Raw genomic sequence first — 23,313 nt, 5'->3', positions numbered from 1 at the left:
GACGATTTTATCAATAGATTGAATAGAAAAGCGTAATTTTGCAGATGAAAAAAATCAATGTACTCCCCCCAAAAAGAGCGTCATTGATTCACGCAGACCTATAATTAATTTAATAACAGATGATATGTTAACACAAATCATTAATGCACGCATCCTGACCCCGCAAGGCTGGCTCAAGGATGGGTCAGTGCTTATCCGCGACAATAAAATTCTGGAAGTGACCAACTGCGACCTTGCCATTATCGGAGCCAAACTGATTGATGCCAAAGGAATGTACATTGTCCCCGGCGGAGTGGAAATCCACGTTCATGGTGGCGGCGGAAGGGATTTTATGGAAGGTACGGAAGAGGCTTTCCGAACAGCTATCAAAGCTCATATGCAGCACGGCACTACCAGTATTTTCCCCACACTTTCTTCTTCAACCATTCCTATGATCCGCGCAGCCGCGGAGACTACCGAGAAAATGATGGCGGAACCGGATAGCCCGGTACTCGGACTTCACCTCGAAGGACATTATTTCAACATGGAAATGGCGGGCGGACAGATTCCCGAAAATATCAAGAATCCCGATCCCGAAGAATATATCCCGTTACTGGAAGAGACGCATTGTATCAAGCGTTGGGATGCCGCACCGGAACTTCCGGGAGCCATGCAGTTCGGTAAGTATATCACGACAAAAGGCATATTGGCTTCGGTAGGACATACACAGGCTGAATTTGAGGATATACTGACGGCTTATGAAGCGGGCTATACTCATGCCACCCATTTCTATAACGCCATGCCGGGATTCCACAAACGGAAGGAATACAAATATGAGGGCACGGTAGAAAGCATTTATCTGATTGACGATATGACCGTGGAAGTAGTGGCGGACGGTATTCATGTGCCCCCGACGATTCTGCGTCTTGTCTACAAAATAAAAGGAGTGGAGCGTACTTGTCTGATAACGGATGCGCTGGCTTGCGCGGCCAGTGACAGTCAGACGGCTTTTGACCCGCGTGTAATTATCGAGGACGGGGTTTGCAAACTCGCAGACCGTTCCGCCCTGGCAGGAAGCGTGGCGACAATGGATCGCCTGATTCGCACGATGGTGCAGAAGGCGGAGATTCCATTGGCGGATGTGATAAGGATGGTTTCCGAAACACCTGCCCGCATCATGGGAGTGCTGGATCGTAAAGGTACGCTCGAGCGTGGCAAGGATGCCGATATCATTGCTTTGGACAGAGACTTGAATGTAAGGGCTGTGTGGGCGATGGGACAACTGGTGGAAGGCACCAACAAACTGTTTTAAATCCTATAAAAAAGAAGACTATGTTAACTCAGATAATAAACGGAAGAATACTTACCCCGCAAGGCTGGTTGAAAGATGGCTCCGTATTGATTTGCGATGGAAAAATATTAGAGGTGACGAACAGTGACCTGGCGGTTATCGGTGCAACGATCATTGATGCCCGCGGGATGACAATCGTACCGGGATTTGTGAGTATGCATGCTCACGGTGGTGGCGGACACGATTTTACCGAAGCTACGGAAGAGGCTTTCCGCACGGCGACTACCGCCCATTTGAAGCATGGTGCCACCAGTATGTTCCCTACTTTATCATCCACTTCTTTCGAAAGACTTTATCAGGCAGTCGATGTTTGCGAGAGTTTGATGCAGGAGAAAGATTCTCCGATTCTCGGTCTGCACATCGAAGGGCCTTACCTGAATCCGAAGATGGCAGGTACGCAGTATGACGGTTTCCTCAAAACACCGGATGAGAATGAATATATTCCTTTGTTGGAGCATACTTCCTGCATCAAGCGTTGGGACATCAGTCCCGAATTGCACGGTGCGCATGATTTCGCGAAGTACACCCGTTCGAAAGGAATTATGACCGCCGTGACACATACCGAAGCCGAGTATGATGAAATTAAGGCTGCGTATGCGGTAGGCTTTACCCATGCCGCGCATTTCTATAATGCGATGCCGGGTTTCCACAAACGCCGTGAGTATAAATATGAAGGTACGGTGGAAAGTGTATATCTGACGGATGGAATGACGGTGGAAGTGATTGCGGACGGTATTCACTTGCCGGCTACGATACTGAAACTGGTATATAAACTGAAAGGTGTGGAGAATACTTGTCTCGTAACGGATGCTTTGGCGTATGCCGCTTCTGACGGTACTGTGCCGGTTGACCCTCAGTATATTATTGAAGGCGGAGTATGTAAGATGGCAGACCATTCTGCGTTGGCAGGTAGTTTGGCTACGATGGATATACTGGTGCGTACCATGGTGAAGAAAGCGAATATACCTTTGGAAGATGCTGTACGCATGGCTTCTGAGACTCCCGCCCGTCTGATTGGAGTTAGCGACCGGAAAGGGGCGTTGGCTAAAGGAAAAGATGCCGATATTGTGATTCTTGATAAGGAACTGAATGTGCGTTGTGTGTGGTCGATGGGAAAGATTGTTCCGGGAACTGATATCCTGTTGCACAAATAACGGTTGAAATAATACGAAACAAGACAGCCCTGATTCTGAATGTAGAGATGCTCTGCTTCGGAATCGGGGCTTATTTTTATGGTATCTGTATGATGAAAACAGCCTTTTTCTAATCGAATTCTAATCTGAAATGAGAGCCTTATAATGGCTTTTTTCCTTCTCTACGATTGCAGAATTGTAATTTTGTCGCGAAAACTACGATAAGGTAACAAAGATTAAACGCAATGAACAGAGTATTTCTAATTTCCTTTTTTCTTCTATTGACAAGGGGAGTATTATGTGCCCAGCAGATTCCGGGCACGCTGACACTAAAGGATGCGGAACAACGTTTTCTGGAACGTAACCTGTCGCTGATAGCCGAACGTTATAACATCGACATGGCACAAGCACAGGTTCTGCAAGCCAAACTATTTGAGAATCCGGTGATTTCACTGGAACAGAATGTCTACAACCGATTAAACGGAAAGTACTTCGATTTTGGGCATGAGGGTGAAGCGGTCGTGGAGATTGAGCAGGTGATTCGCCTTGCCGGTCAGCGGAACAAGCAAGTGAAGCTGGAAAAAATCAACAAGGAAATAGCCGGATATCAGTTTGAAGAAGTGATGCGTACCCTTCGCCGGGAACTGAATGAGAAGTTCGTACAGGTTTATTTCCTTTCCAAATCCATCTCTATTTATGAGAAGGAAGTCAACTCCCTGCAAAATTTACTTGCCGGGATGAAGGTGCAACAAGAAAAAGGAAATATTTCGTTGATGGAAATCTCCCGCCTGGAGTCCATGCTGTTCTCTTTAAAGAAAGAGAAGAATGAACGGGAGAATGAGTTGCTGACTCTAAGAGGTGAGTTCAACAGGTTGCTCAATCTTCCGGGAGATACCCATATTCCGTTATCATTGGATGAGGAAGTATTGAAGCAGCTTGATTTGTCCCGACTGTCATTCGCCGATTTGAAAGCGATGATTAATGAGCGTCCGGACTTGAAAATTGCGCGAAGCATGGCAAGCGCTTCCCGTGCCAATTTGAAATTGCAGAAGTCGATGGCTTTTCCTGAATTTTCGGTGAAAGGTAGTTATGACCGTATCGGAAACTTTATTAGGGATTATTTTGCGGTAGGAGTAAGCCTGTCCGTACCTATCTTCAACCGTAACCAGGGAAATATAAAGGCTGCCCGTTTCAGCATTCAGCAAGCGGGAGTGCAGCAGGAAGATGCTGCCAACCGTGCGGATATGGAGCTTTATACCGCTTATGCTTCACTGGAAAAGGCAGTGCAGCTTTATCAATCTACCAACATGGACTTGGAACGCAACTTTGAGAAACTGATAACAGGTGTGAATGAGAACTTCAGTAAACGCAATATCAGTTTGCTGGAGTTTATTGATTACTATGACAGTTATAAGGAAACCTGTATTCAGTTGCATGAGATAAAGAAAGATGTGTTTCTCGCCATCGAAAACCTGAATACAACTGTCGGACAGAATATATTGAACTACTAATATCTATAAATTATCAAAGACTATGAACTGGAATAAATTCCTTCCTTGCATATTGCTTACTACTTTATTGGGAGCATGCTCCGGCAAAGGCGAACAACCGAATGTTGCCCCGGCTGCCTTATGTCTGACGGACAGCTTGCTGAAAGTCGTATCTGTCGATACGGTTCATGTTCAGGAAGTGATAGACGAACTGACACTGAACGGACGGGTGACATTTAACGAGAATCAAGTGGCACATGTATATCCGATGTTTGGCGGTACGGTGACGGAATTGAAAGCTGAAATCGGGGATTTCGTCCGTAAGGGAGATGTGTTGGCAGTCATCCGTAGTGGGGAAGTGGCAGAGTATGAAAAGCAACTGAAAGACGCGGAGCAGCAATTATTGCTGGCCCGCAGAAATATGGATGCTACACAAGATATGTATTCGTCCGGCATGGCTTCGGATAAGGATATACTTCAGGCGAAACAGGAATTAGCAAGCGCCGAAGCGGAAGAGAGAAGGATAAAGGAAATCTTCTCTATTTATAACTTCTCCGGAAATGCCTACTATCAGTTGAAATCACCTGTATCGGGCTTTATTGTAGAGAAGCAAATCAGCAGGGATATGCAGTTGCGCCCCGACCAAAGTGAAGGACTGTTTACGATTTCGGGACTTTCCGATGTATGGGTGATGGCGGATGTATATGAAAGCGACATCAGCAAAGTGTCCGAAGGGGCTTCGGTGCGTATCTCTACACTGGCCTATCCCGATAAAACATTTGCCGGAACGATTGACAAGGTATATCATCTGCTGAACAATGAAAGCAAGACGATGAATGTCCGTATCAAACTCAAAAATGAGGATTATCTGCTGAAGCCGGGAATGTTTACGAACGTAAGCGTAAAATGCCGGGCGGACGGAACCTCGATGCCCCGCATTGATTCTCATGCGCTGGTATTTGAAGGGGGCAGGAATTATGTGGTGGTTGTGAAACCGGATCAACGGCTGCAAGTGAAAGAGGTGGATGTATATAAGCAGTTGAGCAAGGAATGTTATATCCGATCCGGACTTTCCGAAGGAGACAGGGTGTTGAATAATAATGTATTGTTAGTGTATAATGCTTTGAATACGGATTAAAAACAGAGAATAGACTTATGCATAAATTCATAGATAATATAGTGGCTTTCTCGCTGAAGAACAAGTTCTTTATCTTCTTTTGTACGGCGATTGCCATTATAGCCGGAGCTGTCTCTTTCAAGCACACTCCGATAGACGCTTTTCCGGATGTAACAAATACGAAGGTGACGATTATCACGCAATGGGCGGGACGCAGCGCGGAAGAAGTGGAGAAATTTATCACGATTCCTATCGAGATAGCCATGAATCCGGTTCAGAAGAAAACGGATATCCGCTCGACTACGCTTTTCGGACTTTCCGTTATCAATGTGATGTTCGAAGACCGTGTGGATGATTTTACAGCCCGTCAGCAGGTATATAATTTGTTGAATGATGCCGATTTGCCCGATGGGGTGACACCGGAAGTACAGCCTTTGTATGGCCCTACCGGAGAGATTTTCCGCTATACGCTACGTAGCGACAAGCGCAGTGTGCGGGATTTGAAGACCATTCAGGATTGGGTAATCGAGCGTAATCTCCGTTCGGTGTCCGGTGTGGCGGATATTGTGAGCTTCGGTGGTGAAGTGAAAACTTTTGAGGTGAGTGTGAATCCTCACCAGTTGATTAATTACGGCATTACTTCCCTCGAACTCTATGACGCGATAGCCAAGAGTAATATCAATGTAGGGGGAGACGTGATTACGAAAAGCTCACAAGCCTATGTGGTTCGTGGCATCGGTCTGATTAACGACCTGGACGAACTGCGGAATATCGTAGTGAAGAATATCAATGGTACTCCGATTCTGGTAAAGAACCTTGCCGAAGTACACGAATCATGCCTGCCCCGTCTCGGACAGGTAGGGCGAATGGATGAGGACGATGTAGTTCAAGGTATCGTGGTGATGCGGAAAGGGGAGAACCCGGGCGAGGTAATCGCCAACCTGAAAGACAAGATAGAAGATTTGAATCAGAATGTGCTTCCGAAAGATGTGCAAATAGTCTCGTTCTATGACCGTGAGGACTTGGTGAACCTGGCTGTCAGGACGGTGACGCATAACCTGATTGAAGGAATATTGTTGGTTACCTTTATTGTTTTAATTTTCATGGCAGACTGGCGGACTACTGTGATTGTTGCTGTTGTCATCCCATTGGCGCTGTTGTTCGCATTCATCTGTTTACGTGCAATGGGAATGTCCGCCAATCTGCTTTCTATGGGAGCTATCGACTTCGGTATCATTATTGACGGGGCGGTGGTGATGGTAGAAGGGGTATTTGTCGCCCTGGACAAGAAGGCAAGGCAAGTGGGAATGCCTGCTTTCAACGTCATGTCCAAAATGGGACTGATCCGTAATACGGCAAAGGACAAGGCGAAAGCGGTATTCTTCTCCAAATTGATTATTATCACGGCACTGATTCCTATTTTCTCTTTCCAGAAAGTGGAAGGAAAGATGTTCTCACCCTTGGCATATACGCTGGGTTTTGCACTCTTGGGGGCACTGATATTTACGCTTACCTTAGTGCCGGTCATGTCTTCCATGCTGTTGAAGAAAAATGTCCGTGAAAAGAATAACCGTTTTGTCCATTTTATCAATACCAAATGCTCGGCTCTCTTTGATACTTTCTATGCGCATAGAAAGCTCACTATCGGACTGGCTACGGTGATAGCGGGTGTCGGCCTATGGCTTTTCTCTTTCCTGGGTACGGAGTTCCTTCCGCAGTTGAATGAGGGTTCTATCTATATCCGCGCCACTTTGCCGCAAAGTATCTCATTGGATGAATCAGTGACGCTTGCCAATAAAATGAGAAGGAAGTTATTGACATTCCCCGAAGTGCGGCAAGTATTGTCGCAGACCGGACGACCGAATGACGGTACGGATGCTACCGGATTCTATAATATAGAATTTCATGTCGATATTTACCCCGAAAAGGAATGGGACAGCAAGTTGACCAAGTTGCAGTTGATTGACAAGATGCAGGATGATTTGTCTATCTATCCCGGCATTGACTTTAACTTCTCGCAGCCGATTACCGATAACGTGGAAGAAGCGGCTTCGGGCGTGAAGGGTTCTATTGCCGTGAAAGTCTTCGGCAAGGATTTATATGAGTCGGAAAAGTATGCGGTTCAGATTGAGAAGATTCTCAGTACGGTGCAGGGGATTGAAGACTTGGGAGTAATCCGGAATATCGGTCAGCCGGAACTTCGTATCGAATTAAATGAACGGCAGTTGGCACGCTACGGAGTAGCCAAGGAAGATGTGCAGTCGATTATCGAAATGGCTATTGGCGGTAAATCAGCTTCACTGCTCTATGAAGATGAACGGAAATTCAATATCATGGTGAGATATAGCGAACAGTTCCGTCAGAATGAAGAGGAGATAGGCAAGATACTGGTTCCGGCAATGGATGGAACGATGGTGCCTGTCAAGGAACTGGCGGATATCACGACCATTACAGGCCCGTTATTGATTTTCCGTGATAACCATGCACGTTTCTGTGCGGTTAAGTTCTCCGTGCGGGGACGGGACATGGGTACGGCAGTTGCGGAAGCGCAGAAAAAGGTGAATGCGTCTGTACATTTACCTGCGGGATATTCTTTGAAATGGACGGGCGACTTTGAGAATCAGCAACGGGCAACGAAGCGGTTGGCGCAGGTGGTGCCTGTCAGTATCGCTATTATCTTTATCATTCTGTTTGTCCTTTTCTCTAATGCGAGGGATGCCGGACTGGTATTGCTGAATGTCCCGTTTGCGGCTGTCGGGGGGATTGCGGCACTTCTGATAACCCGTTTCAATTTCTCTATTTCGGCAGGTATCGGCTTCATAGCCCTGTTCGGTATCTGTATTCAGAATGGGGTGATTATGATATCCGATATAAAAGCGAACCTGAAGCTGGGGGCTCCGTTGCAGGAAGCGACGAAAGAAGGAGTCCGCTCGCGTATCCGTCCCGTGATAATGACGGCGGCGATGGCGGCTATCGGTTTGATGCCTGCCGCCATGAGCCACGGCATCGGTTCGGAATCCCAGCGTCCGCTGGCGATTGTTATCATTGGCGGATTGATAGGAGCCACTTTCTTTGCCTTGTTTATTTTCCCTCTTATTGTGGAAGTGGTATATGAACGGATGCTGTATGATAAAAACGGTAAGTTATTGCAAAGACGTATATAAATAATTTCATTATCTATTCTATGAAAAAAACTCTCATAGATTAAATTGTATGTTTTCAGTAGGTAGAAGTGAGAAAGGGATAAAAAAGGGGGTGAATTAAAAAATCACCCGTACTTTTGTCCCTTTTTCTATTTCGGAAGATATTTCCAGTTTGCCGTTGTAGGCAGATATAATTTTCATTGTCAGGCTAAGGCCGATTCCCTGTCCTGCATAGTCGTGGGTATTGCTGCCCCGGTAAAAAGACTGGAAGATATGCTCTATTTCTTCCTGCGGGATACCGATTCCCCGGTCTTCTATTTCAATCACGACTTGTCGGTTTATCCGGGAAAGGATAATGTCTACTTCCTTTTCAGAATATTTGCATGCATTGTCTATGATGTTCTTCAAGGCTATTTTTAGCAGGTAGGAGTTTGCTTGTATAGTAGCCGGTGCGCCCGATTCCCGGGTATGAAGCCGGATTCTGTCATTGTCAGCCGTTAAATCGGTCAGCATATCCTGAAGGGAGATTTCTTCGATGTTGGTTTTCAGCAGTTCTTCATCCTGTCGGGAGAGAAAAAGGAGATGGCGTATTAGGTTGGACAGCCGTTTGCTTTCCGATGAAATACGTTGCAGGGCTTCCACATATTCTCCGGTGCTTCTTTCTTTGAGCAGGCTGATTTCACATTCTCCCTGAATGGCGGTTATCGGGTTGTTCAGCTCGTGTGACGCATGGCTGACAAAGGATTTCTCTGCTTTGAAAGCACTGTCCAGGCGGTCGAGCATATGGTTCAGGGTGACTATGATTTCTTCCAGTTCGTCATTGTTTCCGGTTTGTTTTAGTCGCCGGTTGAGGCTGTTGGCGCGTATTCTTTTCAGTTCCTTCAATATATGCTGAAGGGGAACAAGGATGCGTCCCGAATAGATTTTCCCTATAAAGTAGATTAGGATGGAACTGAATAATACCAGGAAGATGGAAAGCAGCAGCAGATGTTCCTGAATCTCCGTTCCGTAAGCATTGCGGGACATGACGAGAACGATGAAATTGCCTTCATTGTCGGGATAATAGAGGGCTGCACCCAGTTGGTCTTTATATTTGAAGGAGAAAGGGATGCTGTCTTCGCCTGTTATAAGAAGTGCCTGTTGCTGTTGGGTGAGATATTTATCCAGTGTATCGCGTACTTCGGAAAGGCTGTCCATATTCAAGAGAATCTCATGGGCTTCGGGCAGAAGTTCGTCATATTTGCGTTGGATAATCTGATAACTCTGTTCGTCCACTTCGTCTTTCTCCCAATGTTTCTGCGCGGTCAGGTAGGCTTTTTCACGAAGGTAGGAAGCATAGAGCCTGTTGATATACTGCGTGCTGAAGATATAGAATACAGTAATGATAATAACAGTAGTCAGCACACTGGCTAATGTATAGAAAAGAGCTATTTTAGAACCTACTTTCATACCCGTGGCGGTTGGTGATGTGTTTAAGCATTCATTATATATCCTAATCCTACTACCGTGTGAATCAGTTTCTTATCGAAGTCACGGTCTATCTTTACACGGAGATAATTGACGTAAACATCCACGATATTGGTATTCGTGTCGAAGTTCTTGTCCCATACATCTTTGAGCAGGGTGATGCGTGAGAGGGCTACCCCCTGATGAGTCATGAAATATTCGAGCAGGCGGTATTCCTTGACCGTGAGCTCGATGTCTATATCCCCTCTTTTTGCCTTCCGGGTGTTGCAATCCAATATCAGATTATCACAAGTCAGTTGGTTGGCGGCAACTTCCTTGCCGCGGCGCAGCAATGCCTTGATGCGTGCTTCCAGTTCCTGGAAACTGAATGGCTTGACAAGGTAATCATCCGCTCCCGCGTCCAGTCCCTTGACAATATCCTCAGTTGTGCCCAAGGCCGTCAGCATGATAACGGGAGTCTGGTAACCGAACATCTGGCGATAGAGATGGCAAAGTTCCAAACCATTTATTTTCGGCATGATAATATCCAGTATTAAAAGGTCGAAAGGTTCTTCCTGAAGGATTTTCCAACCGGTATTGCCATCGTGACAAACGCTTACCGTATGTCCGAATTCTTTCAGTCCCCGTTCAATAAAAGAGGCGATATTTATTTCATCTTCCACCAATAGTATCTTTGCCATAATCGTACTGTTTACGTGCAAAGATACTTTTTCTTTGCATTTGGAGAAAGAAAATCGCCTTACATTTAAGTGTTTCTTGTTTCTGAATTGTACTATATATAAACAAGAGATATGCTATGAAAATAAATTATTTAGTCGGAGCTTTTCTGTGTATGCTGGGATGTTATGCGTGTAGCAGTCTGAAAACAGAAGTCAAATCACCGGACGGTCATATTAAAATGTCTTTTACAGTAGATGAAAACGGCAGACCACTTTATAATGTTTCGGTAGGTGATTCCTTATTAATTGAAAATTCGGCAATGGGATTCACGGAAGGCAACGGCGTTGTCTTGGGAGAAGGATTCCAAATAAAGAATACAACTTTTACCAGCAAGGACGAGACTTGGACACAACCCTGGGGCGAGAATAAAACCAACCGCAACCATTACAATGAAATGGTAGTCAACCTGACTAACGGGAATCAGGTGGAACTGACGCTCCGTTTCCGTGTGTTCGATGATGGAGTAGGGTTCCGCTATGAATACAACGTCCCCACAGTAGATTCATTGATGATAACGGATGAACTGACCACTTTCCGGTTCCGCCAGGACGGTACTTCATGGTCGATTCCTGCCAGTGCGGAAACTTATGAATTACTATATAAGCAACAACCTGTCTCCGAGGTGGAAACAGCCAATACTCCCTTTACTTTCAAAACGGCGGACGGCGTGTATGGAAGCATCCATGAAGCAGCTTTGTATGACTTCTCCGAAATGACCTTGAAGCAGGCAGGTAACTATACATTGAAAGCGGAGCTTACCCCATGGCCCGATGGCATCAAGGTGCGCAAAGGCAACCACTTTACCACTTCCTGGCGCACCATTCAGATTGCTCCCGAAGCTGTCGGACTTATCAATTCTTCATTGATTCTGAATCTGAATGACCCTTGTGTACTGGAAACTACCGACTGGATTCGCCCGTTGAAGTATGTCGGAGTCTGGTGGGGAATGCATCTCGGCGTAGAAACCTGGAAGATGGACGAACGTCACGGAGCCACTACGGTCAATGCTAAAAAATATATCGACTTCGCAGCCGCCAATAATATAGAAGGCGTCTTGTTTGAAGGTTGGAACGAAGGCTGGGAAAGTTGGGGCGGTATGCAGAACTTTGACTTTACGAAGCCTTATGCCGATTTTGATATTGACGAGATAGTCCGTTATGCCAAAGAGAAAGGCATTGAAATCATCGGCCACCATGAGACAGGTGGAAATATCCCTAACTATGAGCGTCAGATGGATCATGCAATGCAATGGTACACCGACCATGGCATTACGATTCTGAAAACCGGTTATGCAGGAGCTTTCCCAGACGGACTTTCACATCACGGACAGTATGGAGTCAACCACTATCAGAAAGTGGTGGAAACGGCTGCCCGCCACAAAATGACACTTGATGCGCATGAACCGATTAAGGATACCGGAATCCGCCGTACATGGCCTAATATGATGACTCGCGAGGGTGCCAGAGGGATGGAATGGAATGCATGGAGCGAAGGCAACCCGCCTTCCCATCATGTGATGCTGCCGTTTACCCGTCTGTTGTCCGGCCCGATGGATTACACTCCGGGAACTTTTGACATTCTGTTCTTACAGACTAAAGATTCTCCCCGTCGTCAGAAATGGAACGACCAGGATAAAGGAAACAGCCGTGTGAATACAACTTTGGCAAAACAGCTCGCTAACTGGGTAATTCTGTATTCTCCTCTGCAAATGGCTTCTGATATGATAGAACATTACGAGGGACATCCTGCTTTCCAGTTCTTCCGTGATTTTAATCCGGATTGTGACGAATCGAAAGCATTGGCAGGAGAGCCGGGAGAGTTTGTAGCAATCGTGCGTAAAGCAAAAGACAATTATTTCTTAGGAGCAGCTACCGACGAGAAGCCGCGTACACTGGAGATAAAGCTGGATTTCCTGGAACCGGGAAAACAGTATAAAGCTATCATCTATGCCGATGGAGAAAAAGCGGACTGGAAAACAAATCCTACGGATTATCAGATAACAGAGCAGACGGTGACTTCCGAAAATACATTGACTGTGCGGATGGCTGCCGGCGGTGGACAGGCTGTTTCGTTCATGCCGCTTTAATTCAAAATTGGTATTATAAATGGGTATTTTATTTAGACATAAGAACAAAAGAACATAAAGGCTGCGCTTGGAAAATTATTTCTGCCGGTCATTAAACTACTACTGTTGTTTCATCTTTTGTTCTTATGTTCTTCTGTCTAAAGAAAATATTATTCTGTCTGCAAAAAAAAATATCATTTAATTGTGAGACAATATCCATGTCCAACTGCATTATCCTTTCGCTTCCTGATACATAAAGCGTTTGATTGATTTCTTCGCCGTCTTTTCAAATTCTTCGAAATGAATTTTAATCTTGCTTATTTGAGAATAGTTGGGAAGCTGCTGATTCAGTTCGATACGGTTCTGTTCCATTACTTTTTGAATATCCGCCTGCTGCAATCCATGCGCAAAAGCGTCATCGAAATCCGGATAAATAAGAGCTACCAGTTTTTCATGCTGCAAGACAATGATGGACTCCGAAACATACGGCATGTTGTTCAATTTGCTTTCAATCTCTTCGGGATAGATGTTCTGTCCGCTCGAAGTAAGAAGCAGGTTTTTGCTACGGCCACGAACCGTTATGTATCCTTCTTCATCCATTGTTCCGAGGTCGCCCGTATGCAGCCAGCCGTGTACATCTATGATTTGTGCAGTAGCTTCGGGATTTTTGTAGTATCCCAACATCATATTGGCTCCTCTGCAAATGATTTCTCCGGCATGGGTTTGGGGATCCGGTGAGTCGATTTTCACTTCCATGCGTGTCGTTGCTTTTCCGCAGGAAGCCAGCTTCAACGTTTCCCAACGGCTGGAACAGATTATCGGCCCACATTCGGTCATACCGTAAGCAATAGTGTAGGGGAATCCTATCTTTTTAAGGAAAGCTTCCACTTCGGCATTGAAAGGAGCGCCGCCAATAATGATTTCGTCAAAGTTACCACCGAATATTTCCATAGCGGCCTGACGTGCCAAAGACTTAATCTTGTCATTGACAATAGGCACTTTGAGCAATAACTTGCCAATCTTGCTGTCCACTTTAGGCAGAATATCCTTCTTAATAATCTTTTCTACAATCAAAGGCACACAAGAGATTACTCTTGGTTTGATTTCCGAGAAAGACTGGGAAATGATTTTCGGAGACGGCATACGCGTCAGGAAGTAGATATGCGCACCTGCCGAGAATCCGTACAGAAAGTCGTACACCATACCGAATACATGACCCATAGGAAGCATGGAAACGATGTTGTCTCCCGGCTTAAGCGGAAGCATCTCGAAGCAATACGCCACATTCGACCAAATGCTGCGGTAGGGGAGCATGACTCCTTTTGAATATCCCGTAGTGCCTGAAGTATAGTTGATAATCGCCAGTTCTTCCGGCCTGTCTTTCCGGTAACAGATGTGTTCCGGTCGGAAATTCTTGGGATACCGCTGGCCATAAATAGCGTTCCGGTGTTCGAAGGCATAAGTGAGCTTCTCGTTCCGTGATACCAAGGCTGAAAAGTCAGTCAGCAAAGCAATACCTTCCAGTAAGGGCATGGCATCCTCATTCAGATTTTCCCAAGCCTGGTCGCCGACGAAAAGTAGTTTGGCTTCGGAGTGATTGACGATATTATGAATGTTGTCCGCCTTGAATTCATGCAAGATAGGCACGATAACGGCTCCATAAGTGATAGTGGCTAAGAAAGTAACTGCCCAGTGGGCACTGTTGCGTCCGCAGACTGCTATTTTATCTCCCGGCTGAATTCCGGCGCTTTCCAGTACGATGTGAAATTTAGCGATTTTACGCGCTACGTCTTTATATTGAAGGGTGATTCCTTTATAGTCAGTTAAGGCATCTTTGTCCCAGTTTTTGATAATACTTTGCTCAATATAATCAATGAACTGATGTTCTTGTTCCATTCGATTCTTGCACATTTAGTTAAAAACTGCGCAAAATTAATACTTCATATGTGTAAACCGAATTTTAAATTCAAGTTTTACGGTTAATTAACGGAGACTGACCGAACAATTCCTTTCGGGCTGACGGCGGGCTTTTCCCGTTTCTTCCTTAAAGCTGATTGGCGGGTATATTTGAAACGTTGAGAGGTATCAGATAAATCAAATATTTATTATAATAATAAGGCACGGATTACACGAAGTTCACGGTCTCAAAAGATTAATTAGTCAAAACCGTGTAATCTGCGTAATTCGTGCCTAAATAATTAGTTATAACGAAGTTCTGGCAAATCTATTCATAAATTGTACCTATTCTATTGCTTCCTCTTTGGATTTCTCGGAAATGAGCAATAGTTTATCCCCCTCGTGCAATTTCAATGTTCCGTTGGGAATCAGGAACTCATCTCCACGTTTCACAATCATTACCAGTGTACCTTTGGGAAGATTCATATCTTTCAATGTATCCGCTTCTTCCAGCATTTCCCGGGTGATTGTCATGTCGCTTAGGTCGGAGTCTATTTCTTCCGGAAGTTCGACACCGAAGTCATTGCCTGTTTTCTCCAGTGGTTCGGAGAGATGCAGTAAACGTGCCACAAAAGAAATGGTAGTACCCTGCACAACCAGTGAGACAATGGTAATGAAGAACACGATATTGAAGATAATATTCGAACCTTCGACTCCTGCAACCACCGGATAGGTGGCGAAGATAATAGGAACTGCCCCGCGCAATCCTACCCACGACACGAACAAGCGTGATTTCATCGTTATTTTACGGAACGGGAGCAAGCAGAGGAATACGCTTAGCGGGCGACCGATAACAATCATAAATACGCCAATCAGCAAGGCAACGACAGCTACTTCCAACATTTCGTGCGGATTGACAAGCAATCCCAGGCAGAGGAACATAATGATTTGGAACAACCAGGTCAGTCCGTCCATAAACGTATAGATTTCCTTACGATGCATGATTTTATTGTTTCCTACCATTATACCGGCGATATATACAGCCAGGTATCCATTACCTTTCAGCAAGTCGGTGATGGAGAAAGTAAAGAAAACAAAAGCCAGTAACAGGATAGGGTATAACGCCTGATTGTCAATATTAAGCTTATTCAACATGCGGATAGCCAGTTTGCCGAGTAAATATCCGGCAGCGGCACCTACAATAAACTGGATGATAAAGGACATTGCGATAGCGCCGACTCCCATGCCTGCAGATTGGATAAACTGTATCAGGACAATGGTAAGCATATATGCCATCGGGTCATTACTTCCACTCTCCAACTCCAGCATAGGGCGGAGATTGTGCTTTAAGTTCATCTTTTGTGAACGAAGAATGGCGAACACCGAAGCCGAGTCGGTAGATGACATGGTAGCTGCCAGTAGCAGGGAAGTAGTGATAGGTAAATAAATGTTCGTCCAACTCATGCCGGATAACCACCAAATAAAGAGTCCGGTGAATAGGGCTGTTAATAGCACTCCGACAGTGGAAAGCACGATACCGGAACCTAATATAGGTTTTATTTCTCTGAATTTCGTGTCCATACCACCCGAGAAAAGGATGATACTCAAGGCGACCATACCGATGAACTGCGCCTCTTTGGCATTATGGAACTGGAGTCCGAAACCGTCGCTTCCGAATATCATTCCCACTACAAGGAATAGTAATAACGTGGGTACTCCAAAGCGGTATCCGGTCTTTCCAACGACAATGCTGACGAAAAGTAAGATAGAACCGATAAGTAAGGTGTTTTCTGCTGTAAATATCATAGGCAATATATTATAAAGTTATAAAATTGTCGTATTGGTTTTCACTGTGCGAAGTTACACATTATTAACAACAAATAAAACCCCTATTTGGATGTATTTTTGTCAAAAAAGGTAGTTAAATTGTCTAAAAAGATTAATTTTATACTCAATTATCTACAATCTACTTATGGATTCAAATAATCTTACGCTTTTGGAGAAAGGAAAAGAATCACCCGCACCACAGATTGATGAACGGTAGCGCGGGTGATTTTTATTTATAAAGGTTTATGACAAGAATTTCATTATATCTTCGTCTACAGTACTGATACCACCGATACCGAATTGCTCAATCAATACATTCTTTACATTCGGTGAAAGGAAGGCCGGGAGAGTGGGGCCTAAGTGGATATTCTTCACACCTAATGCCAATAGAGCTAACAATACGATAACCGCTTTCTGCTCATACCAGGCAATATTATAAACAATAGGCAGTTTATTGACGTCGTCCAGACCGAAGATTTCTTTCAGTTTCAGTGCGATAACCGCTAATGAGTAACTGTCGTTACATTGTCCTGCATCCAGTACGCGGGGAATCCCGTTAATATCACCCAAAGCTAATTTATTGTACCGGTATTTAGCGCAACCGGCAGTCAGGATAACGGTATCCTTCGGTAACTTCTGCGCAAATTCCGTGTAATACTCACGGCTTTTCATACGTCCGTCACATCCTGCCATGACAAAGAATTTGCGGATAGCTCCACTCTTGACAGCATCTACCACTTTATCAGCCAGTGCTGTCACCTGTGCATGGGCGAATCCGCCGATAAGTGTTCCGTTTTCGATGGCTACGGGCGGCTGGCATTGCTTGGCATGGGCAATCAGTGCGGAGAAGTCTTTTGGTTTTCCGTCTTTCCGTTCAGGGATATAATGTGCGCCTTCCAGTCCGCAGGCTCCTGTGATATAAATACGGTCTTTGTAAGTAGCGTTCGCACGCGGGGGAACGATACAGTTACTGGTAAACAGGATAGGGCCGTTGAAACTTTCAAATTCTTCTTTCTGTTTCCACCAGGCATTTCCATAGTTCCCCGCCAGGTGTTTGTATTTCTTCAATTGCGGATAGTAATGTGCAGGAAGCATTTCGCTGTGGGTATATACATCTACTCCCGTTCCTTCGGTTTGTTCCAACAGTTCTTCGAGGTCTTTCAGGTCGTGTCCGCTGATAAGAATGCCCGGATTGTTGCGGACGCCGATATTAACTTCAGTGATTTCGGGATTTCCGTAGCTGCTTGTATTCGCTTTGTCCAGTTGTGCCATAGCGGATACGCCATGTTTCCCTGTTTCCAAAGTCAGTTGTACCAACTCTTCCACGGTAATGTCATTACGGGTTAATTCCGCTAATGCGTGTTGCATAAAGGCAAAGATTTCCGGTGACTGGTAACCTAGGTTGTTGGCATGCTCTACATAAGCCGCCATTCCTTTCAGTCCGTAGTGCACCAGTTCTTTCAGCGAACGGATATCCTCGTTCGGGGTACGAAGTACGCCTACCGTTTTCGATTTTTCTTCAAACTCGTTTTCATTGCCATCCCAAAGACATTCGTCGGGAGCATTTTGAATCGTTACCTTACTGCCGAGTTCTTTTTTCAGCTTCAATCCTTCTTTGATTTTCCGGGTGATGGCATCCTTGTCAAAGTTGGCGTTGGTAATGGTGATAAACAGGGCATCGTAGATAAATTTGTCTGCGTCTTCAGAAGGATGTCCCTCTTTGCGCAGGTGTTCGTTGTAGACAGCAATTCCCCGTACTACAAAGAGTAACAAGTCTTGCAGATTAGCCACTTCGGATGTTTTACCGCATACTCCTTTCAAGGTACAACCAGTACCCATTGCAGTCTCTTGACATTGATAACAGAACATACTCATAACTTTTACGTTTTAATTAGTCTTATAGTTTATTGAACGCAAAAGTAGGGGAAAGGTTTGAGCCAATTCTGTAACCAATGTTACAAGGATGAATGTTTTTTCATTAATACTCCGGATTTTCTATTAATTACCCGAATTTTTTATTGAATGAGCCGGATAAGCGATTCTTTTTGGAGAATCGTAATATGCTTCCGGTCGGCTATAAGCAGACCATCTTCCTGCATATGCGCTAGCTCGCGTGCGAGGGAAGGACGCGATACTCCGAAATAATCGCTTAACTCCTGTTGCGAACGGTCGAGAGTGATATGTAATTGCTGCTGCTGTTTATGCAACCGGAGCAGATAAGAAGCCAGTTTCTGCCGAATCGTCTTGAAGGACATGAAGAACAGCTTATCCGATAACGTCCGTGCATAATTGGCGGAAAGGTTCATATAGTTTTCCAAAAACTGCTCGTTCTTACGAAACAGGTTCAGGACGCTCGATTTGGGAAGTTCGATAACTTCCGTCGGTTCGTTGGCAGTCACTTCTACCGGAAAGCGATTCTCTTCTCCAAAAAGAAACAAAGGAGCGAGGGCTCTTGGCGCAGCTATGTCTTCCACTTTGATAAGCCGTCCCGAATAGTCAATCATTTCACCGCGTACACTTCCTTGGGTCAGGATGACCAGGCGGTTGCACACATCTCCCTGCCGGGCGAGTATTTCCCCTTTCTTATAAGAACGGGTGTGGAAACTGATTGCTTCCAAATCGGCAGAAAGCCTTTCAGGAGTAATACCACGGAATAACGGGTTATTGATGAGTGTAGGTATCATAATCGGCTATTATTATTGGGGGTTATAGTTGGCTGTTATTATTTGAATTTAAGGATAAACCTGGTTTCCTTGTCCGGCAGTAACGTAAGACTTCCGCCTGAAAGGCGCATAATCTGACGGGAGATGCTTAATCCGATTCCGCTACCCCCTTCCTTGGTGGTAAAGAAAGGGATGAATATATGCTCCGCTATCTCTAACGGGATTTCAGGGCCGTTGTTTTTTATTTCAATCAGTATTTCTTCCGTGTCATTGCAATAAGCCTGAATCTCAATTTTTCCATCCGGTTGGCTACCGATAGCTTGAATGGCATTCTTCAGGAGATTGATAACCACTTGCGAAATCAAATTCTCATCTGCATATAGAATCAAGTCCGCAGGAGAAATCTCCGTATGGAAGATGATGTTATCACACGGGTTCTGATGGCGGGCGAGTTCGACCATTCTTTCTATAAATGCCTTTACATAGAATAAAGATGGTTCGGGAGTCGGTATGCGTGTGAACTGCCGGTAAGATTCTACAAAAGAGAGCAGTCCTTTTCCCGTAGCGCTGATAGTCTGCAATCCATGGCTGATTTCTTCGTCCTTGCTCTCCGACATGGAAAGGAGCGTGTCGCAAAGGGAAGTGATGGGAGTGACCGAATTCATAATCTCATGCGTAAGTACACGCGTCAGGCGAATCCATGAATCTATTTCCTTTTCGTCCAGTTCGGTATTAATGTCATTCAGTGCCAGGATGCGCAGATGCTCTTTGCGCACATTGATTTCAGATACGCGTATGGACAGGTTGACCGTTCCCCGCTCATTATGGAAAGTTACTTGCAGCTTGTCTCCGGGACGGCAATTTTCCACCCTGTTCATCAATTCGGTATCTACTTTACTTAACTGGCGGACGTGCGTGAATATATTCAATCCTATAAGTCGCAGAGCTTCTTTGTTCTTCTGATAGACTGCCCCATTGTCATTAAGCACTAACAATCCGGTGCTGACAAAGTCCAAAATCAGTTCGTAGTATTTTTCCTGTTGCGCTGTTTCCGACTTTACATTATATAAGATATGTCCAACCCGGTTGAGCGCTACATTAATTTGCCTGCTTTCCATTGTTCCGTCTTCTTCGGGAAAACGAAAAGTATTGTCGTTATTCTCTAAAGCATCAATCATGAAAAGTACTTGCTTGATATGATGGCGGTATAGCCGCATTTGCCATATAACGCTTAGAATCAGTAGAATGACGCAGATACCGAATCCTATATATTCCTTCTGAAAATCAAACCAGACAGTCAGCAGACAAGCACAGACAGTCAGTACTATCCTGAACCAATATCGGTAACTAAGTTGCCGGAAAAACTTTCTCATAATCCGAACTTTTTCATCTTGTTATAAAGAGTCTGCCTGGTGATTCCCAGTTGGCCGGCAACTGCCGATAGATTTCCTGCACAGGCGTCCAGGGCTTTCCGTATCATCTGTATCTCCATCTCTTCCAGTGTGGAAATACTTTTCTCCTGAATCCCTGCCGTACGTGGAACGGATAATTGAAACAGCCCGGCAGGAATCAACGGGCTGTCATTGATAATGATAGCCTTTTCAATCACGTGTTCCAGTTCGCGGATATTTCCATACCAGGGATGCGCTGTCAGTTTCTCTTTTGCTTCGGGCGCAAATGCCATCACAGCCTTGTCATATTGCTTGCAGAACCGTACGATAAACCTTTCCGCAAGTGGAATGATATCCTCTTTCCGTTCCCGCAAAGGGGGAATTTCCACATGAATGGTATTGATTCGATACAGCAAATCTTCCCGGAATTCTTCTTTTCCTACCATCTCTTGCAGATTCCGGTTCGTTGCGCATATCAGCCGGATGTCAATGGGAACAGGAGTATTGCTTCCTACACGCACAATACTTCGGCGTTGGATGACAGTCAGCAGTTTGGCTTGCAGATGATAAGGCAGATTTCCTATTTCATCCAAAAACAGGGTGCTTTTGTCGGCAGACTCGAACTTGCCTGTACGGTCAGCGTGTGCATCCGTGAAAGAGCCTTTTATATGCCCGAAAAGCTCGCTTTCAAACAAGGACTCCGTGATAGTCCCCATATCAACAGCAATCATTTCTTTATGTTTCCGGTTGGACAGGGAATGAATTTCACGTGCCAGCATCTCCTTTCCCGTTCCGTTCTCACCGGTTATCAGGATATTGGCATCGGTGGCGGCCACCTTTTCAATCAGCGTGCGGAGTTGCTGCATCACTTTGCTTTCTCCCCAGTACATAGCCGGGTGAATCGGTTCTTCTTTTACGCTCGTTTTCTTTTCGCGGAGTGTAGACGCGGCTGCGGTTTGCAGGGTTGCCACTAGCTTTTGGTTATCCCAGGGCTTCACGATAAAGTCGGTTGCCCCTTCCTTTATCCCCCGGATAGCCAGTTCAATATCCGCGTAAGCCGTAAAAAGTACGACCGGAAGCCCCGGACATACTTTCTTTATTTCATGCAACCAAAACAATCCTTCATTACCGGTATTGATGCCCGATGTAAAATTCATATCCAGCAATATTACTTCCGGCATCTCTTCCCGAATGACGCTTGTCAGCGTGACGGGAGAGGAGAGTGTAACGACTTTTGAGAAATAGCTTTTTAAAAGGATTTGTACTGCGGTCAGCACCCCTTTATTATCGTCTACAATGATGATTGTTCCTGATTTACCCATTTTCGTGTAAGTTTGTAATGCGCAAACTTACGAAAAAAGTAGTTGATAATTCAATATTTGGATTTCAAAATTAAATTTACAGCCATTGGAACTTCAATCCGAAAGACAGGCTTAGGTAATCACGCGGACGGAGATAGCTATTCTGTACGGCACTAATCAAGTACAGGTCGCACGTACTTATTTCATAGAAAAATGTCACGGATTTTGCCAGGAATCTGCGTTGCGGGTCAATATCATAAGTCAGCCGCTGCCCCATAAAGACATGGAAACGTACTTTGCTTGAAAAGCCATAGTAACCTTTCGGATAGCGGTCGGGCTCATTTACCCAAAATTGGTCTCCGAATACCGTATTCACATAAAGACCGCAGGCAAGAGGTTCCGTAGAGAATCCTTTCCCTATATTGATGCTCCAGGGCATATAATTCTGTTTGAGCGTCAGGGTTACTTTCGCCTTTTTAGAAGAATACTTCGGGATAAATCCGAGCAAAACATCCGTTTCCCATTGATTCCGCTTACCATAATCCCAGCCTGTGCCGAAAGAAAGCAATCCCATATTTCCGGCATATTGTATCTTGGAATGAGTCGGGATGATTCGTTCCCAGTTCCTGCGCAAACGGTGTACCCGTTTGTCATAACGGGAATGCTTGACATGCTTGGGTGTGGCAGGCAATACAGAATCCGCCTTGATAACAGTAAAGACCGAATCTCCTGTATGAAAGGCAATAATCGAATCATCCTTAATAACAAAATGGAGTGATTCCATTTTAAATGTATTAATGAGAGTATCCGTCTTGCAAGTGGCCGAAACCAGTAAGGGGAAGGAGAGGAGTACCGACAGCACTCCTGCCCGTAAGATATATTTAGTATTTAACCAGTTCATATTCGTATTTTTCCGGAGTTATGGTAAACACCAGATAACTGCGGTAATCCATGCAGTCACTGGTGATATAATGTATGGCATCATCAAAAATCACGTCGTCCCGATGATGGTGGGTGTGCGCGGCCGTGCAGAATTGTATGCCCGGGTATTGAGTGACATAACGATGGAATACTTTTGCCACGTTATCATTGAATACATCCGTATAAGGACGCGCATGCATACTAATTACTGTCTTTTCAAATTCATCGCTTCTGTTCGTTATTTCCTGCTCCATGAAAGTGAAATCGGGAACAGGCTCTGAATAATCATATTCCAGTGCATTGGTATTCAGGCAGACAAACTTCACATTGCCTGCAATAAAGGAGAAATTCGTAGCACCGAACACAGCTTTGTATGTTTCCGCCCCCGTACCCAAACAGTCATGGTTCCCAATCAGAGCCACGTAAGGTACGTTTAGCCCGTTCATAATATCACGTTGCCAAAGGAATTCTTTCGTCACCCCGAAGTCACTCATATCCCCGCCATGAATGACGAAATCAATATCATTCCGTTTATTAATCGCTTTCACGAAATCTTCTGTTTCGTCATACCAACGTTGTGAATCGCCCATGGTTGCGAAGCGTAGTGTAGTCTTCCCTTTGCAATTCGCTTCTATCTTTTCGATATTGTGTGCATTGACATTAGTTTCGCCACTGATGCGGACATCGTACGGATGATAATCTATCATACCACATCCGGAGAGGAACAGACACGACAAGAGTACATATAAATTCTTTCTCATCATAATTAAATATTATAGTTTAGAAAACTTTACGCAAAGATATAGTTTTCTGTTTGGATGGACAACGGCTAAAACGCGAATGAGGAGT

The 23,313-nt window shown here is 44.9% G+C and carries 16 protein-coding genes; 6 read left to right on the top strand and 10 right to left on the bottom strand.

What is annotated here, in order from left to right; genetic code table 11:
* Positions 1 to 124 precede the first annotated feature (124 nt).
* From nagA (BQ7997_RS09520) to BQ7997_RS09500, 5 genes are all read left to right on the top strand, one after another.
* Positions 125 to 1,291 (top strand): N-acetylglucosamine-6-phosphate deacetylase, encoded by a 1,167-nt coding sequence (gene nagA, locus BQ7997_RS09520; protein WP_073345759.1) that lies wholly within the window; start codon positions 125 to 127, stop codon positions 1,289 to 1,291.
* A 20-nt stretch (positions 1,292 to 1,311) separates the two neighbouring features.
* Positions 1,312 to 2,484: an N-acetylglucosamine-6-phosphate deacetylase gene (nagA, locus tag BQ7997_RS09515; protein ID WP_073345756.1), complete on the top strand. Its 1,173-nt coding sequence runs from the start codon at positions 1,312 to 1,314 to the stop codon at positions 2,482 to 2,484.
* A 224-nt stretch (positions 2,485 to 2,708) separates the two neighbouring features.
* Positions 2,709 to 3,974, top strand: coding sequence for a TolC family protein (locus BQ7997_RS09510; protein ID WP_073345754.1), 1,266 nt, complete (start codon positions 2,709 to 2,711; stop codon positions 3,972 to 3,974).
* 22 nt (positions 3,975 to 3,996) lie between these two features.
* Positions 3,997 to 5,091 (top strand): efflux RND transporter periplasmic adaptor subunit, encoded by a 1,095-nt coding sequence (locus tag BQ7997_RS09505; RefSeq protein WP_073345752.1) that lies wholly within the window; start codon positions 3,997 to 3,999, stop codon positions 5,089 to 5,091.
* 17 nt (positions 5,092 to 5,108) lie between these two features.
* The gene (locus BQ7997_RS09500; RefSeq protein ID WP_073345750.1) at positions 5,109 to 8,234 is read left to right on the top strand and encodes an efflux RND transporter permease subunit; all 3,126 of its coding nucleotides are present in this window, start codon (positions 5,109 to 5,111) and stop codon (positions 8,232 to 8,234) included.
* A 96-nt stretch (positions 8,235 to 8,330) separates the two neighbouring features.
* On the opposite strand, the gene BQ7997_RS09495 is transcribed toward BQ7997_RS09500, so the two are convergent.
* On the bottom strand, positions 8,331 to 9,662 hold the full coding sequence (locus BQ7997_RS09495; RefSeq protein ID WP_073345747.1) for a sensor histidine kinase: 1,332 nt from the start codon (positions 9,660 to 9,662) through the stop codon (positions 8,331 to 8,333).
* Positions 9,663 to 9,685: 23 nt separating this feature from the next.
* Positions 9,686 to 10,360, bottom strand: coding sequence for a response regulator transcription factor (locus BQ7997_RS09490; RefSeq protein ID WP_044654072.1), 675 nt, complete (start codon positions 10,358 to 10,360; stop codon positions 9,686 to 9,688).
* Between the two features lie 116 nt (positions 10,361 to 10,476).
* Here BQ7997_RS09490 and BQ7997_RS09485 point away from each other — a divergent pair, with 116 nt between their 5' ends.
* Entirely contained in the window at positions 10,477 to 12,486 is a 2,010-nt protein-coding gene (locus BQ7997_RS09485) for a glycoside hydrolase family 97 protein (protein ID WP_073345745.1), read from the top strand.
* Between the two features lie 210 nt (positions 12,487 to 12,696).
* On the opposite strand, the gene BQ7997_RS09480 is transcribed toward BQ7997_RS09485, so the two are convergent.
* The 8 genes from BQ7997_RS09480 to BQ7997_RS09445 form a co-directional block, all read right to left on the bottom strand.
* On the bottom strand, positions 12,697 to 14,361 hold the full coding sequence (locus BQ7997_RS09480; RefSeq protein WP_073345743.1) for a long-chain fatty acid--CoA ligase: 1,665 nt from the start codon (positions 14,359 to 14,361) through the stop codon (positions 12,697 to 12,699).
* A 345-nt stretch (positions 14,362 to 14,706) separates the two neighbouring features.
* Complete coding sequence (locus tag BQ7997_RS09475) at positions 14,707 to 16,167, bottom strand: potassium/proton antiporter (protein WP_044656557.1); 1,461 nt, start codon at positions 16,165 to 16,167, stop codon at positions 14,707 to 14,709.
* Positions 16,168 to 16,431: 264 nt separating this feature from the next.
* Positions 16,432 to 18,063, bottom strand: a complete 1,632-nt coding sequence (gene hcp, locus BQ7997_RS09470; protein ID WP_073345741.1) for a hydroxylamine reductase — start codon at positions 18,061 to 18,063, stop codon at positions 16,432 to 16,434.
* Positions 18,064 to 18,203: 140 nt separating this feature from the next.
* On the bottom strand, positions 18,204 to 18,872 hold the full coding sequence (locus BQ7997_RS09465) for a Crp/Fnr family transcriptional regulator (protein WP_073345738.1): 669 nt from the start codon (positions 18,870 to 18,872) through the stop codon (positions 18,204 to 18,206).
* Positions 18,873 to 18,910: 38 nt separating this feature from the next.
* Positions 18,911 to 20,224 (bottom strand): sensor histidine kinase, encoded by a 1,314-nt coding sequence (locus BQ7997_RS09460; RefSeq protein WP_073345736.1) that lies wholly within the window; start codon positions 20,222 to 20,224, stop codon positions 18,911 to 18,913.
* Entirely contained in the window at positions 20,221 to 21,564 is a 1,344-nt protein-coding gene (locus BQ7997_RS09455) for a sigma-54-dependent transcriptional regulator (protein WP_073345733.1), read from the bottom strand. The genes BQ7997_RS09460 and BQ7997_RS09455 overlap by 4 nt, the downstream gene beginning before the upstream one ends.
* Positions 21,565 to 21,640: 76 nt before the next feature.
* Positions 21,641 to 22,444, bottom strand: coding sequence for a hypothetical protein (locus BQ7997_RS09450; protein WP_022137296.1), 804 nt, complete (start codon positions 22,442 to 22,444; stop codon positions 21,641 to 21,643).
* The gene (locus BQ7997_RS09445; protein WP_073345731.1) at positions 22,425 to 23,228 is read right to left on the bottom strand and encodes a metallophosphoesterase family protein; all 804 of its coding nucleotides are present in this window, start codon (positions 23,226 to 23,228) and stop codon (positions 22,425 to 22,427) included. The genes BQ7997_RS09450 and BQ7997_RS09445 overlap by 20 nt, the downstream gene beginning before the upstream one ends.
* Positions 23,229 to 23,313: the final 85 nt, after the last annotated feature.

This window comes from Bacteroides congonensis (assembly GCF_900130125.1).
GTDB lineage: Bacteria > Bacteroidota > Bacteroidia > Bacteroidales > Bacteroidaceae > Bacteroides > Bacteroides congonensis.
Note: the sequence above shows the minus strand (reverse complement) of the source record. Positions and strands in the feature narration are given on the sequence as shown.

Coding starts and splice junctions, on each gene's coding strand:
- BQ7997_RS09475 (WP_044656557.1), bottom strand. CDS start 16,167: ATGATATTTACAGCAGAAAACACCTTACTTATCGGTTCTATCTTACTT.
- BQ7997_RS09460 (WP_073345736.1), bottom strand. CDS start 20,224: ATGAGAAAGTTTTTCCGGCAACTTAGTTACCGATATTGGTTCAGGATA.
- nagA (WP_073345759.1), top strand. CDS start 125: ATGTTAACACAAATCATTAATGCACGCATCCTGACCCCGCAAGGCTGG.
- BQ7997_RS09465 (WP_073345738.1), bottom strand. CDS start 18,872: ATGATACCTACACTCATCAATAACCCGTTATTCCGTGGTATTACTCCT.
- BQ7997_RS09455 (WP_073345733.1), bottom strand. CDS start 21,564: ATGGGTAAATCAGGAACAATCATCATTGTAGACGATAATAAAGGGGTG.
- BQ7997_RS09450 (WP_022137296.1), bottom strand. CDS start 22,444: ATGAACTGGTTAAATACTAAATATATCTTACGGGCAGGAGTGCTGTCG.
- BQ7997_RS09510 (WP_073345754.1), top strand. CDS start 2,709: ATGAACAGAGTATTTCTAATTTCCTTTTTTCTTCTATTGACAAGGGGA.
- BQ7997_RS09445 (WP_073345731.1), bottom strand. CDS start 23,228: ATGATGAGAAAGAATTTATATGTACTCTTGTCGTGTCTGTTCCTCTCC.
- BQ7997_RS09480 (WP_073345743.1), bottom strand. CDS start 14,361: ATGGAACAAGAACATCAGTTCATTGATTATATTGAGCAAAGTATTATC.
- BQ7997_RS09500 (WP_073345750.1), top strand. CDS start 5,109: ATGCATAAATTCATAGATAATATAGTGGCTTTCTCGCTGAAGAACAAG.
- BQ7997_RS09505 (WP_073345752.1), top strand. CDS start 3,997: ATGAACTGGAATAAATTCCTTCCTTGCATATTGCTTACTACTTTATTG.
- BQ7997_RS09495 (WP_073345747.1), bottom strand. CDS start 9,662: ATGAAAGTAGGTTCTAAAATAGCTCTTTTCTATACATTAGCCAGTGTG.
- hcp (WP_073345741.1), bottom strand. CDS start 18,063: ATGAGTATGTTCTGTTATCAATGTCAAGAGACTGCAATGGGTACTGGT.
- BQ7997_RS09490 (WP_044654072.1), bottom strand. CDS start 10,360: ATGGCAAAGATACTATTGGTGGAAGATGAAATAAATATCGCCTCTTTT.
- BQ7997_RS09485 (WP_073345745.1), top strand. CDS start 10,477: ATGAAAATAAATTATTTAGTCGGAGCTTTTCTGTGTATGCTGGGATGT.
- nagA (WP_073345756.1), top strand. CDS start 1,312: ATGTTAACTCAGATAATAAACGGAAGAATACTTACCCCGCAAGGCTGG.